Genomic DNA, 14,258 nt, shown 5'->3' on the forward strand with positions numbered 1-14,258 from the left:
CCTTCGGCTTGAATATGCAGCGTCGTCTTCATCTTGAAGCCGTATGTCTTGCCATAATCCACGCCGAAGTCGCCGCGATCAAACGTGGCCGTCGATTCCGTGCCGCACACTTCTTTCTTCAGCATCGGGTTCGTGAAGCACTTGAACGATTCGATCTTCAGGTTCAGCGGCTTCGTCACGCCGTGCAGCGTCAGTTCGCCGATCACTTCAACCGGCACATCGCCCTTGTACTTCATCGACGTGCCCTTGTAGGTCGCTGTCGGGAACTTGTCGGCATCGAAGAATTGCGCGCTCTTCAGTTCACCGTTCAGCTTGTCATTGCCGATATCAATCGACGTCATGTCGATAGTCGCGTCCAGCGTGCCCTTCTGTTTTGCGCGATCGAGCGTCACGGTGCCGCTGCTCTTCGTGAACTTGCCGCGCCAGATCGAGATGCCGCCAAAGTGATCGGTTTCAAAGCTCGGGTACGTGTGGTTCGGGTCGAGTTGATACGTGACTTCTTCAGCCATCGCGTTGAACGAAACGGCCGCGAAAAGCGCGCCGGCGGCTGCAATCAGAAGGTTCTTTTTCATGAGTTTTCCAGAATGAATTTGTGAAGACCTAGGATCAAGGTTCGGTGAGCGCTTATTTCTTCGTTGCGACGAGGTGGAACTTGATGACGACTTCGTCGGCGACGACCGAGGTGTCTTTCCATTCGCCCGAGCCGACATCGAACTGCGTGCGTTTGATGGGCAATGATCCGTCGAAGGTTTGCGTCGCGCCCTGGCTCGTCACGGTGACCGGTACGGTGACGTTTTGCGACTTGCCCTTGATCGTGAGCTTGCCGCTGACGTTGAACTTCGTGCCGCCTGCCGGCGCGATGCCCGTCGAAACGAAAGTCGCCGTCGGGAAATGGGCTGTGTCGAACCAGTCCTTGTCAGTGGCCTGCTTGTTGTAGCTCTCGTCGCCGAGATCGTAGCTGCTCGTGTCGATGCTGAGATTCGCACTGCCGGCCGCTGGCTTGGCCGGATCGAAGTCGAGTTGCGCGGTGAACTTCTTGAACTTGCCTTCGACCGGCACGTTCATTTGCTTCGATGTCGCCGTCACCATGCTTTTGGTCGTATCGACCTGGGCTTGAGCGGCGCTTGTGAATAAAGCGGTGGCGGCGGAAGCCGCTAATAACCATCGGTACAAGGGCGTTTGCATGTCAGGTTAGGGTCGTAATCGATACGGCATGGTATGCGAGCCAATGTGCGGCGGATAGCCACACGGCAAGAACAGATTGTTCTACGGGTAAAGGTAATAGCGGAAGGTAATGGATAAGTTGCAACAATAAATCCGGGCATAAAAAAACGCAGTGCAAAAGGATCAATCTGCAATCCCTTCGCACTGCGCGTCACCTGCCCTGCCCTGCCTGCATCCGGAAACCAAAAACCAAAAACCAATCCTCAATCAATACAACACGTTCTTCGCCACTGGCAGATCGATATTCCCCTTATCGACCATGACGACACCTGTATCGACAAACTTCGGCGGCGCTTTCTTCTCGATCACGCCAATCACCGTCTGAATGCCCTTATATCCCATCTGATACGACCCTTGCACAGCGATCGCCTGGATCGTTCCGTCCTTCACGAAGTTCTGCAGATCCGAATTGCCGTCGAAGCCAACCGCAATCACCTTGCCGGCCTTACCCGACTGAGCCAGCGCGCGACCCATACCAACCGCCGTCGGTTCATTCGCCCCGAAAATACCCTTCAGGTCTGGGTTCGCTGCAAGCACGTCGGTCGTCTGATTCAACGCGTTCGCCATCTGCGACTGCGAGTAATACGGGCCCACAACCTGCAACTTCGAATGCGCCGCCAGATACTTGCGGAACCCGCCCACGCGCCCTACTTCGGAGCCCGCACCGGCCACATACGACATCAACGCAATCTTGCCCGTCTGCCCCACCCGCGAGATCAGCGCCTGGGCGCACATCTCGCCGGCCTTTTCGTTATCGGTGGAGAGGAAAGCCTGGTAATACGGCTTGCCCGAATCGGACAGGGCCGAATCAATGATCACCACCGGAATATGCGCTTCCCACGCCTTCTTCACGGCCGGCACCAGCGCGTCCGGGTCCGATGCCGCCAGTACGATTCCCGCGACTTTCCGGTTCACCGCGTTCTCGACCATGTTCACTTCGGCGGCTATATCGGATTCGGCGGCCGGGCCCTGGAAGGTCATCGTGTAACCCTTCTCGGATGCCAACGCAGCAGTTGCGCCCTTGTTCACGTTCTGCCAGTAGTTCGAATCGGCACTCTTCACGATCACGGCAATCTCGCCGCCCGCCGCAAACGCGCTGCTCGCGGCAACGGCCAGCACGGCTGCAAACATCGCTTTAGTAGTCAGTTTCATGTCTCGCTCCTGTTCATTTTGTAAGACCCCGTGGGACCCTTGCTTTCTTTCAACTAACGCGAACGCACGAGGCGCGTTCGATGAAACTCATCTCCGGTTCCGGATCTGGTCAATCCACACCGTCCCCAAGATCACCAGCCCGATGATGATCTGCTGGATGAAACTCGATACTCCGTTCATGTTCAGCCCGTTGCGCAAGATGCCGATCACGAACGCGCCAATCGCCGTGCCGGAAATCGTGCCGACGCCGCCCATCAGCGACGTGCCGCCAATCACCGCGCTCGCGATGGCATCGAGTTCATACATCACGCCTTCGTTCGGCTGCGCCGTCACCAGCCGCGACATCAGCACGCATCCGGTCAGCCCCGCGAGCGCACCGGACAGCACATAGGTGAACAGCTTCACGCGATTCACGTTCACGCCAGACAAGCGCGCCGCTTCCGCATTCGATCCAACCGCGTAGATGTGCCGCCCAAGCGATGTGCGGCTGAGCATGATGGCGACCAGCACCGCCAGCACGACCATGATGATCACGGGATACGGAATACCCGGAAACACGATGTCAGGGAACCCGTCCGACCCCATGCGAACCACTCTGAAGAGTGAGCCATTACCCAGTTCTGCGAACGAATCGCCGAGTCCCGAGACCGGCCGTGCGCCGGTAATCTGCAACGCCACGCCGCGCGCGACCAGCATCATTCCCAATGTTGCGATGAACGGCGGCAGACCCATGCGCGTGACGAACAAGCCGTTGAACGCGCCGCAAATTGCGCCGACGACCACGCCGCCGAGCATGCCTATCGGCACGGGCACGCCTGCCTTCACGAGCATCGCGGCAACCACGCCTGAGAGCGCGAGCACCGATCCGACCGACAAGTCGATGCCCCCCGTAATGATCACGCACGTCGCGCCGAGTCCAAGATAAGCGATGGACGTCACCTGCAACGCCACGGTCATGCCATTGCCCAGCGACATGAACGCGTTGCTCGTCGCCGAGAACACGACGACCAGCATCACCAGGCTTCCCAGCGCCGCGAACTTCTGGATCAGGTCCTTGCGGCGTTCACGGGCGCGGGCACGGTCGGCGTGCGCCGGATCGGTAGTCATCTCAAGCATGGGTAATCCGTCCTGATGCGTAGTGCATGATTTCTTCCTGATTGGTCTTGCGGGTCTCGAGCACGCCCGCTATCTGGCCTTCATGAAACACGGCCACGCGATCCGTCATGCCCATGATTTCGGGCAACTCCGAACTGATCAGCACAACGCCAATGCCCTGCGCCGCAAGCCGGTCCATGAGTTCGTAGATCGCGTATTTCGCACCGACGTCGATGCCGCGCGTGGGTTCATCGAAGAACAGGATCTTCGATTCGCGAAACAGCCATTTGCTGATCACGACTTTTTGCTGATTGCCACCCGAAAGATTGCGCGTGATCTGGTTCACGCCCGGGGTACGAATGCCCAGTGCATCGATATATTTGCGCGCGACCTTCGCCTCCTCGTCGAAACGGATAAACCCGCCCGCGCCCGAGACGGCCTCCACATTGGCGAGCGTGATGTTCTTCGCGACCGTCATCTGCAGCGCGAGACCATTGCCCTTGCGATCTTCAGAGAGATACGCAATGCCGTTGCGGATTGCATCGATAGGTGAATGGATCGAAAGCCGCTTGCCTTGCAACTGGACTTCACCCGCCTCGACGGGATCGGCGCCGAACACCGCGCGCGCCACTTCAGTGCGACCCGAGCCCATCAAGCCCGCGAAGCCGAGGATCTCTCCGCGGCGCAATTCAAAGCTCACTGGCCCGAACGCATCGCGACGCTTCAGGCCGCTGACGCTTAGCAATACTTCATTCGTCGGCTGCGATTTGCGTTCGGGAAAGACATCGTCCAGATCCCGGCCGACCATATGCGAAACAACTTGCTCGATGGTGGTCGCGGCGAAGTCATCAGTGGAAATAGTGCGGCCGTCGCGCAGCACGGTGACGCGATCGGCGATCTCGGCCAACTCGTCCAGCCGATGCGAAATGTAGACAATGCCCACGCCCGTCTGCCGCAACTCCTTGATGATCCGGAACAAATGCACGGTCTCGGATTCGGTCAGCGACGACGTAGGTTCATCCATGATCAGGAGGCGCGCGTTGAGCGACAGCGCTTTGGCGATCTCGATCATTTGCTGCTGCGCGACCGACAGCGATCCAACCAGCGTGCGCGGCAAGAGCTGCAGGCCGATGCGATCGAGCGCTGCCTGGGAATCGGTAGCGAGCCGCGCCCGGTCTATGAAAATCCCGCGCTTCGGCTCGCGCGCCAGGAAGATATTCTCCGCGATGGACAAATGCGGGATCAGGTTCAATTCCTGATGAATGATCGCGATGCCCGCAGCCTGCGCCTCGAGCGTGGAGGCGAAATGATGCTCGCGGCCGTCGATAAATATCTCGCCTTCGTCCGGCCGATATTGGCCGCTGACGATCTTCATGAGCGTCGACTTGCCCGCGCCGTTTTCACCGCAAATGGCGTGCACTTCGCCCGCGCGGACGTCAAAGCTGACGTTCTGCAGCGCGATCACGCCAGGGAACCGCTTGCCGACGCTATTCAGGCGCAGCAAGGGACCAGTTGTCACAGCGGGCGAGCGGGCGCCAGGCGGCGAGCCCTGTTCGGCTGCCACGTTCATTGCTTGGCCTCGTCGACTCGTATGAGCATTTGCACCGGCGTTGTCTCCTCGGCGGGGTCGCGGATTTCGTGGGTGGCGCCGATCATCGTTCTGGCACCAAAGTGGTCAAGCCAATTTTTTCGTCTCGTCATGTGGCCTTACCTGTTGCGAATGATAATGGCGATAGGCCCACTCTGGAATCGCGGTATTTACCCTTATATTCATCGGCATGCCGATCAAGCGATGCTGAAAGGAATTGGTCAAGCCACCTTACACTTCGATTCCCGCCCGACATCCATGACAACACCTGTTAAACCGGTTGAAACGCGGCGGCTGTATCAGACCATCGCCGATCAGATCAACTCGCTGATCCGCCTCGGCAGTTTCCAGGCGGGAACGCGCCTACCGCCGGAGCGCGAGCTCGCGCAGCAGCTGGGCGTGTCGCGGCCGTCGTTGCGGGAGGCGTTGATTGCATTGGAAATTCGCGGTCAGGTCGAAATCCGGATGGGCTCGGGCGTGTATGTCTGCGAAGGCAGCACGGAAGAACCGCCGCTGACCTCCATGGGTGAGAGCCCTACCGAGCTGATGCAGGCGCGTGCGGCTATTGAAGGAAGCGTGATCGTGCTGGCTTGCACGCGGCTCACGCCGGACGGAATGGCACGCCTGCGCAAGAGCGTGGAGTCGATGCGCGAATTGATCGCGGAAGGACGCTCGCCGCTGGAACCGGACCGGCAGTTTCATATCGCCCTGGCTGAAATTGCGGGGAATTCCGTGCTGACCCGGCTGGTCGGCGAGTTATTCGATGGCCGTAACGACCCGATCGCCGCCAAGGTGAGCGGACTGGCGGAAAACATCACGACATGGGGTGTCGCGCTGTCCGAGCACGAACGGATCTTGAGGACGCTGGAAGCGCGGGACCCGATCGCCGCCCAAGCTGCTATCCGGTCGCACTTGAAGGCGTCGGAAGAACGGTGGGTGGGCGGGGTTTAAAGGGCACGCCCTGCCATTCAAGTAAATCCTATCGCTCGCCTTCCCCGGCAAGACTTCCCCGCGGTCCCGCATCGTTAACATTAGTGTAATTACAAATGATAACGATTCGCATTCGTGTATAATTTGTCAGCCGGTCTGTAGCTCCCTGTAATTTTTTACCAACCACAAGACCTGAACGACCCAAACATCGTTCGTGGCGCCATCGCTTGCCTGATGGCGCCACGAACGTGCGATCAAGATCGTCCGCTGCTTATAAGCCGCTACCTGCCTGCTCGCACTCACCCGCAACCGCTTCGCGTGCCAACTATCCAATCGCCATGTCTATTTTTACCGGTTCATCGTCCGTCCGACCGCTGTCCAACGCCGTTCGCCTCGCGTTCCTTTACGCGGCGCTGCCTCTGTCCATCGGCGTAACGTCCACCGCCCGGGCGCAGACCGCTTCACCGGAGGCGACGGAAAACGTCTTGCCCGCCGTGAAGGTCCAGGCGGCCAAAGAACCCCTGCCAGGCGACTTCGCGCCCGCCTACGATGGCGGCCAGATTGCTCGTGGTGCAAAGTTCGGAGTGCTCGGCAATCAGGAAATGATCAATGTGCCATTCAGCATGACGAGCTACACGTCGAAGGCGATCGAAGATCAGCAGGCGCATTCGATCGGCGACTTGCTGTCCCACGATCCCGGCGTTCGTCCGGCTTTCGGCTTCGGCAACTTCTCGGAAGTTTTCGTCATTCGCGGCTTTCAACTGACCGGGGACGACGTCTCGTTGAACGGCTTGTACGGAATTACGCCGCGCCAGCTGGTGGCCACCGAAGTGCTGGAACGGGTGGATGTATTCAAAGGTGCCAACGCGTTCCTGAACGGCGCGTCGCCGACAGGCTCCGCGGTGGGCGGCGGCATCAACCTGGAACTGAAACGCGCGGACGACAAGCCGCTTACGCGCGTCACCGTCGAAGGCAGCGGTTCGGGTCAACTAGGTACGCACGTCGATGTCGGCCGGCGCTTCGGCAGCGACGGGCAGTTCGGCATCCGTGTGAACAGCTCGATCCTCGGCGGCGAAACGAGCATCGACGATGAGTTCCGCCACAACACTTCAACCGCAGTCTCGATTGACTATCGCGGCGATAAAGTGCGTTTGTATGGCGATTTCCTTTATCAGCGCAAGAATATCGATCAAGGGCGCTCGACCGTTTCCGTGACCGGCGATACGGTCCCGACCGTTCCGTCCGCCGCTAACAATTTTGCCCAGCCCTGGACACAAAGCACGCTCGAAGACACGGTTGGTATCGCGCGAGCCGAATACGACTTCGCGCCCGCGTGGACGGCATATGTGAGCGGCGGTATCCATCGATCGCATGAGGACGGCACGTACTCGTCGCCCACCTTCAACGCCGATACCGGCACGACCGCGACGCGCGGCGATATCTTGCGCACCACCGACGCGCTGTCTGCCGAAGCCGGCGTACGCGGGCACTTCACAACGGGACCCGTCAGCCATTTGGTCAGCGCGGGGTTCGCGATCACGACGCTCGAGGATCGTGAAGCGTTCGCGTTCAGCGGCTCGTTCCCGACAAGCCTGTACGGTGGCGGCATCGTGCCCGAACCTGCGGCAAATGGGTTTGTCGCGGGAAGTTTCGCCGATCCGGGTCTGGCCGATCAGATCCTGACGCGCAGCGTAGCCGTGTCCGACACGCTCGGTTTCCTGAACGACCGCGTCCTGTTCACGATCGGCGCGCGTCATCAGCAACTGCACCAGAACAACTTCACCGTCGGCACCGACACCATCTCTTCTTCGTACGACCAGTCGATCACGACCCCGATCTTCGGCCTCGTCGTGAAGCCGACGAACAATATCGCGCTGTTTGCGAACCGCAGCGAGTCGCTGGCCGCCGGACAGAGCGCGCCTTCAACCGCTGCGAACGTCGGCCAGACGCTTGCACCGAACCGCACGAAGCAATACGAAGTGGGCGCGAAATACGATTCGAATCACTTCGGTGCGACGTTGTCGGCATTCCAGATCGAGCAGCCGTCGGCCTACACCGACAGCACGACCAACGTGTTCGGCACTAATGGCACGCAGCGTCACCGCGGTCTGGAGTTGTCGGTGTATGGCGAACCGTTGCACGGCGTGCGTGTGCTCGCGGGCGCGACGATGATCAACGCCAAGCAACTCGATACGAACGAAGGCGCCACCGACGGCTATCGTCCTATCGGCGTGCCGAGCTACCTGTTCAACGTCGGCGCGGAATACGATCTGCCGATGCTGCCGGGCGTCACGGTCAATGCTGCGTGGATCCACACGAGCAACCAGTATCTCGACGCGCAGAACAAGTTGTCGATCCCGGCGTGGGACCGTTTCGATCTCGGCGCGCGCTATACAACGAGCGTGCTGAAACACGTCACCACCTTCCGCGCGACCGTGGAGAACATCACGAACAAGGCGTACTGGGCGTCGACGACCGGTGCGTACCTGACGCAGGGAAGACCGCGTACGCTGCTGCTCTCGATGACCGCGGACTTCTGATAACGGGTTTGACTGCGAACCGGTCTTTGTGGAGGTGAATGGCCGGTCATAGCGCATCTGTTCGTTATACGAAGGACTTGCCGGCTGCGATGTAAGTTGAAGATAAAACGCGGGGCATCGCGACCAAGGTTACGGTGTCCCGCGTTTTTTTATGCGCCAACCCCTCACCGCGCGCGAGCGGAATATCCCCATACGCTGTCCTGCCGCCCGGTCGCAACCCGCTTCGCGGTCGCCCACAACATCCACGCAAAACATCCTGCGCCGATCAGTGCACATACATCCACCCCGGCGGCCGCAGGCTCGAACCACAATCCCGTGGAAGGGAAAATCCATCCGATGGCCGACGCCAGCGGCACCAGCAAAGTCGCCGCCGTTGTCAGCGCCAAAAGCTCCACCGATCCGCGCGCTCCGCCTCGCACAAACGCCCACGCAATGCTCGCCAGGAACACCGAGTAATAAATCCGGGCATGCCACGCCGGCAAATCCGCCACGCTGCCATTCAGCAACTTCCCCGCTGCGAGCGTCGCGGAAATCCCCGCCACGCAACCCAGCGTCACGCCAACAGTCAGCGCCGCCATGAAGTAGGTCGCGGGCCGTTGCTTCAGCGGATCGGTACCTCGTTCGAGCTTCCGTCGGCTCTCGATCCAAAGCAGGTTGCCCGAATAAAACAAGAACGCGCCCGCCAGGCCAAGAAAGAAATATCCCCATTGAATCGGCTCGCCGCCATAACTGCCGAAGTGCAACGCGAAGAACGCGCTGGTGGCTGCGGACCACGCGTTTCCATCGGCGCCGCCGGGCAGGAATTGAGCGTTCAGAAAGCGCCCGGTCACCGGATCCAGCAGCGCAAATCCTCCACTACGCGCCAGATATCGCGGATCGTCGCCACTCACCAATACCGTCGCGCCCGGTTCGCCCGCTCCCCGATAACTCAACTCCGCCGGCTCGAATTCCGGTGCGTGCTGCTTCACGGCGGCCACAATTTGCAGCGGTGAGACAAGCGTCGTTTTGCCATCCGGCACAACGGGCGCCTTCGCGTAATACGGGTTCTGCGCCGTCACGGTGGCGCTGAGCGTACCGCCATAAATCACAAGATCCTGCACGGCGAAAATGGTGTCGCTCAAGCCGAATGCGACAACCGATAACGCCATCACGACATGGAACGGCAAGCTCAGGATGCCCACGACGTTGTGCGCATCGAGCCACATCCGCTTGAGGTTCTTGCCCACGCGCAACGCAAACAGATCCTTGATCAGGCTTGGCAGCAGCACGATCACACCGGATACCAGCGCAAGCCCGTAAAGCAGCGACACCACGGCCATCACGCCCATGCCGACATCGAAACCGCCTGGAATGCCGGCCGTCATATGCAGGACATCGATGAAACTCGCTGCGTTCGACGCGCCGCGCGCATGCGTTTCGAGCTTGCCTCCAGCATCGAGCGTGGCGCTGAAACGTTGCGGCTTGCCGCGCTCGCGCCACGACAGACTAGCCGCGCCGGCAGGTTCGATCCGCAAGGTGAACTGGCGCCGCGCAGCCGGATGCGCAGCCAGCGTCTGCTCGATAACGGCAGGCGCCTGAGCCAGCGGGAAAACCTCGGCATGGACGGCCGGCGGCGTAACCCACTCGTTCAGTGTGTCCTTGAACATCGTCACCGCACCGGCATAGAACGCGATAAAAAGCGCAAGGCCGGCAACAATGCCCGTCCAGGTGTGAACCGTCTTGTAGACGCGGATGACGTCGCTGCGCATGGGGTTATCGGATGAAAAAGTGGCGGGCGAGCGCGAGCATCGCGAAGCCGAGCGCGTTCGCGCCGCCAAGCCAGGTCCAGGCGCGCAGGCCGCTTCGAAACACGAAACTGACGCTCATCACGCCGATCCAAACCGGCGGCACGAGCCACATGGCAACCTGGAATTTGTTCTGTACATCGAGTGGGCCGGGTGTCAGGCAGGCGAGCAGTCCACTCGCCACAATCGCAAGGCCGAAACCGCCGGTCACTCCCGCCAGCGTCTTGGACAACCAGTCCCGCGATAACGTCTCGCGCCGCGCCGTCTTCAACGTCACCTCGAAGCACCGCGAAACCGTGTCCGCTGCACGAGGACGCCGATAAACGGGCACGCAGTCAGGCACGCCATGGCCGCCGTGAACACGATGGCAAGCGAGGTAGCGGGATGCAGTTCATTTGCGCCGATCACCACCGCCAGGATGCTTGATGTTGCCGCGATCGTTCTAAAAAGCCGCGGCGCCAACGGGGCACGCAGCCAACGCTGTCCGGGCGCGGCGAGGTAAAACGCGAGAGCGCCGGCGATCGCGAGCAATACGGATCCCGACGTGAACAAATCTGACATGGAGAGCGTGCGGAAGTATTGCCTCAATCCACAAAACCGATTGAAACAAGTTATTGAGAATCATTATCATACAGAAGATTTACGTTTCGCAGGATAGCGGCGTCCACTGCAAGCGGAGAACACCTTGAACGATGACCACGTAAAAAGGCGCCCAGAGGTCCGGAACGCCCTCAACTCGCGCATGAACCGCCAATGCAAACGGCCCGCTAAAAGCGGGCCGTGAATGACCAAACATGCTGCAGGAAGTCGAGGATCTGGAAGAGAAAACCGAAGCCGGATAAAGATCAAACGAGCGGACGTTTGAACGCGCCCGTTTGCAGCTTTTGCATCGATTGAATCACTCCCAAACCACCCCTTCCGTTACTGCCGCTTGGACGCCTCCTTTTTCACTTTCTTGGCTTCCTTCTTTTCTTTCGGCGATTTGACAGCGACCTTCTTTTCGGTTTTCTTCGCGTCCTGGCTCTTGCTCATGATGTGCTCCGTGGTTGACCTTGCATTATTGCCCGAGCCACTGCAGTTTGGGAACATAGACGACGTAAAAATGCGTCGCCCGGACTCGCTGCAGGACCCGAGGTTGAAACGAAAACAAAGCGAAATCAAAGCTCAAACGCTTAGTCGATCTTCGAACGCAGTTCTTGCGCGCTCACTCGTAACGCCTCATAGCCGGAGCGTGCATGTTCCGGCAAATCCGGGTCGCCGATAAGCGTGCCCAGCGTCTCGATCACGCTGTAGAGAATGCCCTTGGCGGCGCCTGCCGCCATGACACCCGAGGCATAGGATTGATCGACGTGGCTGATCGCGGCATCGAAGTGGTCCTGTTCAGGAGGCGCTTCCGGCGCCGGTTTGACCGGGTTCTCTGTCGAGTTGGGTTCCATGATGGTCGACCTCTTCTGGTTAATACTTCATGACTGCGACGTCTTGATCAAGACGTTGGTGCTACGGCATTTTGTCGAGTGCACGAGTCCTCGGCGATCAATCACTAATCGGCTGGATCATATGCACACGACGTTCCGTCGCGGGTTCCCGAGCCGGCGCGCCGCATTCAGTCAGCAGCGAACGCAGTTCGAGGATGACCGGGAAAACCTCATGGTTATGATCGGCGCCCTGCCGGTCATGCGCTTCCTGCTCGCGCTCCACAATCCACCGGTCTTCCTTGAAGATACGCTCCGTGAACCACACCAGCAATGGCCACGCGGCATCGAGAATGCCCGGGATTTTCGGCCGGCGGATGGACAGCAGGCCAAACGTGCGGTTGGTGCGCTGCTCGGTGTCGAGCGGCACGTACGCGATCCACAGGTCCATCACCATCGTCTGATCCTTGGTGCGGATCCTGAGCGTCTGGTACGGATACTCCGTGCGGATCGTCATGACGTCTTTGTTGTTGTCGTCAGGCTTCGTGCCGCGTTTCTGGCTGAACACCAGCGCCTCGCCGATCGGCTGCTTGCCCTCCTCGCGCGCGAACGTGTAGTTCACTTCCACCCAGTCCTCGCCACGGCTGCGCCCGACTGAACGCGCCTTCATCTGGCCCATTTGCTTGCGATGCAGGAACTGATGGTTCATGTCCATCAGGTTCTCGTGCATGAAGCTGTAGTGGCACTTCACTTCGCGGCCGAAGCGGCGGGTTTTGTAGGCTTTATCGCCGACAGAACCGAGCGCGGGAAACGGCGTGGTCTCGGCGAGCAGCGGGTCGCCGGGGAAAATAAAGATCAGCCCGGCTTCTTCGCGGCACGGATACGAGCGCACGCCGTTCGGCAGGCGCTCGCGCCCGAGATACGGGACGTCGATACAACGGCCGGTGCAGTCGTAGGTCCAGCCGTGATAACAGCATCGAATGGATTCGCCGTCGACCACGCCGGCGTGCAGCGGTACCTGTCGATGCGCGCAGCGGTCTTCCAGCGCGAACACTTTGTCGCTTTCGGTGCGGACGAGCACGACGGGGTCGCCGGCGAAACGGACGCCATGCGCCTTGCCGCGTTTTACTTCCCGCGACCAGGCGACGGGATACCAGTGATCCGGGTGAATATCGACACGACGCAGATCGCGTGGCGCGGGTTGAGACTGTTGGGACGGAAGTTCGCTCGGGGCGACGTCCTGTTGCAGCGCTACATGCATGTACGATGCCTCCGCTTGAGGGAATCGGCAAGAAAACAGACGAAAAAAGTGCTTTGAGGAGACAGTGCAACCAAAGGCCTACCGCAGTCTACACGCCAGACGGCAATTGAGGCGCGACACGGGGTGGCGGGCGACGCCAGAAGCGGGCTGGACGGGCGTGCGCAGGCGGTGCGCCCGCGTTTTTGCGGCACTTCGCCACTAGGCCGGACAATATTCCTACGAGGATTTTGCGCCCTGCTTGCAGTGACCGCTGCGCTTTCCGTCCAGCCGATACGAAACCAAAAGGCCCGGTCTTGAACGAGCGCGCGCTGCGCCGGATCTGCCCGCCTCACTCCCGTCAAATTCCAGTGCGCCGGAATATGAGGCAAAAATTGTTCGCGGGCATGGGCACGGCTTCTTCCATCCACAGGTCTGCCTTGCGCCCGAGCGCCGCCACGTCTTCCATGTTTCGAATTCCCCATGCGGGATTGGTGCCGCGAAGCTGGTTGTCGAAGGCTTCGTTGCTCGGGGCAGTATGCGCCCCGTCGCGCTTGTAAGGTCCGTACAAGAAGAGCACGCCGGCGCTTCCCAGGTGCTCGCCGGCTCCCAGGAACAGCGCTTCGGCGGCCTCCCACGGCGCGATATGAATCATGTTGATGCACACGATAGCCGCAAGGGAATCCTGCAGGGGCCACTGGGTCGAGCGGACGTCCAGGGCGATCGGCGCGTTGAGGTTGGAGAGTGAAACGTGCTGGCGCCATGCGTCGATGGAGGCGCGCGAAGCCGCGTCAGGATCGCTCGGTTGCCACGTGACACCCGGCAGCGCAGCAGCAAAGTGGACGGCATGCTGCCCCGTGCCGCTCGCAATTTCGAGGACGACGCCGGTCTTGGGCAGGACACGGCTCAGGACATCGAGGATGGGTCCGCGATTGCGTTCGGCGGCGGGTGCGATTCGACGCAGCGTGTCGGGGTGATCGGCGTTATTGGGGTTCACGGTGCGTTTCCAGTTGAAGTGCTGGCGAGCGTAAGCGCGCGATAGACACAGGTCAAGCGAAGCGCCTCCGATCGCGTTCTTGACTGATCACGAGGAAAACACCAATGCCGGGAGCCCGGACGAACCGCCGGAGAAGCGGTGGAAAAAGGCCGCAATGAGGAACAAGCAACGCCGCCGTGAACGCCGACAATCCCCTCACTGACCATCAACGTCGCTCAAGAACGCAGGCCAATGAACACGCACCCTTTAGAATGACGCTCCGAACGCATTATCAGGGCGCGTTGAAAGGACGGTAAGGC

Annotated in this window: 13 protein-coding genes; 2 read left to right on the plus strand and 11 right to left on the minus strand. The window is 60.2% G+C overall.

The window, feature by feature from the left end:
* The 5 genes from ACMX25_RS20845 to ACMX25_RS20865 form a co-directional block, all read right to left on the minus strand.
* Positions 1-572: YceI family protein (locus ACMX25_RS20845; protein ID WP_414949397.1), on the minus strand; the 572-nt coding region annotated here is incomplete at its 3' end.
* A 52-nt stretch (positions 573-624) separates the two neighbouring features.
* Positions 625-1,185, minus strand: a complete 561-nt coding sequence (locus ACMX25_RS20850; RefSeq protein WP_414951974.1) for a YceI family protein — start codon at positions 1,183-1,185, stop codon at positions 625-627.
* Positions 1,186-1,431: 246 nt separating this feature from the next.
* A complete protein-coding gene (locus ACMX25_RS20855) occupies positions 1,432-2,376 on the minus strand; it encodes an ABC transporter substrate-binding protein (RefSeq protein ID WP_414951975.1) in 945 nt (314 codons plus the stop codon).
* Between the two features lie 87 nt (positions 2,377-2,463).
* Positions 2,464-3,492: an ABC transporter permease gene (locus ACMX25_RS20860; RefSeq protein WP_031361871.1), complete on the minus strand. Its 1,029-nt coding sequence runs from the start codon at positions 3,490-3,492 to the stop codon at positions 2,464-2,466.
* Complete coding sequence (locus tag ACMX25_RS20865) at positions 3,485-5,041, minus strand: sugar ABC transporter ATP-binding protein (protein WP_414951976.1); 1,557 nt, start codon at positions 5,039-5,041, stop codon at positions 3,485-3,487. The genes ACMX25_RS20860 and ACMX25_RS20865 overlap by 8 nt, the downstream gene beginning before the upstream one ends.
* Positions 5,042-5,317: 276 nt before the next feature.
* Between ACMX25_RS20865 and ACMX25_RS20870 the strand changes: the two genes are divergently transcribed.
* Positions 5,318-6,010, plus strand: coding sequence for a FadR/GntR family transcriptional regulator (locus tag ACMX25_RS20870; RefSeq protein WP_414951977.1), 693 nt, complete (start codon positions 5,318-5,320; stop codon positions 6,008-6,010).
* Between the two features lie 317 nt (positions 6,011-6,327).
* Entirely contained in the window at positions 6,328-8,529 is a 2,202-nt protein-coding gene (locus tag ACMX25_RS20875) for a TonB-dependent receptor (protein ID WP_414951978.1), read from the plus strand.
* 164 nt (positions 8,530-8,693) lie between these two features.
* Here ACMX25_RS20875 and ACMX25_RS20880 read toward each other — a convergent pair whose 3' ends face one another.
* The 6 genes from ACMX25_RS20880 to ACMX25_RS20905 form a co-directional block, all read right to left on the minus strand.
* Entirely contained in the window at positions 8,694-10,277 is a 1,584-nt protein-coding gene (locus tag ACMX25_RS20880; RefSeq protein ID WP_414951979.1) for a PepSY-associated TM helix domain-containing protein, read from the minus strand.
* A 4-nt stretch (positions 10,278-10,281) separates the two neighbouring features.
* The gene (locus ACMX25_RS20885) at positions 10,282-10,590 is read right to left on the minus strand and encodes a hypothetical protein (RefSeq protein ID WP_414951980.1); all 309 of its coding nucleotides are present in this window, start codon (positions 10,588-10,590) and stop codon (positions 10,282-10,284) included.
* Positions 10,587-10,874, minus strand: a complete 288-nt coding sequence (locus ACMX25_RS20890; protein WP_414951981.1) for a hypothetical protein — start codon at positions 10,872-10,874, stop codon at positions 10,587-10,589. The genes ACMX25_RS20885 and ACMX25_RS20890 overlap by 4 nt, the downstream gene beginning before the upstream one ends.
* Before the next feature lie 611 nt (positions 10,875-11,485).
* On the minus strand, positions 11,486-11,749 hold the full coding sequence (locus tag ACMX25_RS20895) for a hypothetical protein (RefSeq protein WP_414951982.1): 264 nt from the start codon (positions 11,747-11,749) through the stop codon (positions 11,486-11,488).
* 97 nt (positions 11,750-11,846) lie between these two features.
* Entirely contained in the window at positions 11,847-12,986 is a 1,140-nt protein-coding gene (locus ACMX25_RS20900; RefSeq protein WP_414951983.1) for a Rieske 2Fe-2S domain-containing protein, read from the minus strand.
* Positions 12,987-13,323: 337 nt separating this feature from the next.
* Positions 13,324-13,959, minus strand: coding sequence for a DUF938 domain-containing protein (locus tag ACMX25_RS20905; protein WP_414951984.1), 636 nt, complete (start codon positions 13,957-13,959; stop codon positions 13,324-13,326).
* Between the last annotated feature and the right edge of the window lie 299 nt (positions 13,960-14,258).

The organism is Caballeronia eucalypticola (genome assembly GCF_047608185.1).
Lineage (GTDB): Bacteria > Pseudomonadota > Gammaproteobacteria > Burkholderiales > Burkholderiaceae > Caballeronia.

Coding starts and splice junctions, on each gene's coding strand:
- ACMX25_RS20850 (WP_414951974.1), bottom strand. CDS start 1,185: ATGCAAACGCCCTTGTACCGATGGTTATTAGCGGCTTCCGCCGCCACC.
- ACMX25_RS20855 (WP_414951975.1), bottom strand. CDS start 2,376: ATGAAACTGACTACTAAAGCGATGTTTGCAGCCGTGCTGGCCGTTGCC.
- ACMX25_RS20860 (WP_031361871.1), bottom strand. CDS start 3,492: ATGCTTGAGATGACTACCGATCCGGCGCACGCCGACCGTGCCCGCGCC.
- ACMX25_RS20865 (WP_414951976.1), bottom strand. CDS start 5,041: ATGAACGTGGCAGCCGAACAGGGCTCGCCGCCTGGCGCCCGCTCGCCC.
- ACMX25_RS20870 (WP_414951977.1), top strand. CDS start 5,318: ATGACAACACCTGTTAAACCGGTTGAAACGCGGCGGCTGTATCAGACC.
- ACMX25_RS20875 (WP_414951978.1), top strand. CDS start 6,328: ATGTCTATTTTTACCGGTTCATCGTCCGTCCGACCGCTGTCCAACGCC.
- ACMX25_RS20880 (WP_414951979.1), bottom strand. CDS start 10,277: ATGCGCAGCGACGTCATCCGCGTCTACAAGACGGTTCACACCTGGACG.
- ACMX25_RS20890 (WP_414951981.1), bottom strand. CDS start 10,874: ATGTCAGATTTGTTCACGTCGGGATCCGTATTGCTCGCGATCGCCGGC.
- ACMX25_RS20895 (WP_414951982.1), bottom strand. CDS start 11,749: ATGGAACCCAACTCGACAGAGAACCCGGTCAAACCGGCGCCGGAAGCG.
- ACMX25_RS20900 (WP_414951983.1), bottom strand. CDS start 12,986: ATGCATGTAGCGCTGCAACAGGACGTCGCCCCGAGCGAACTTCCGTCC.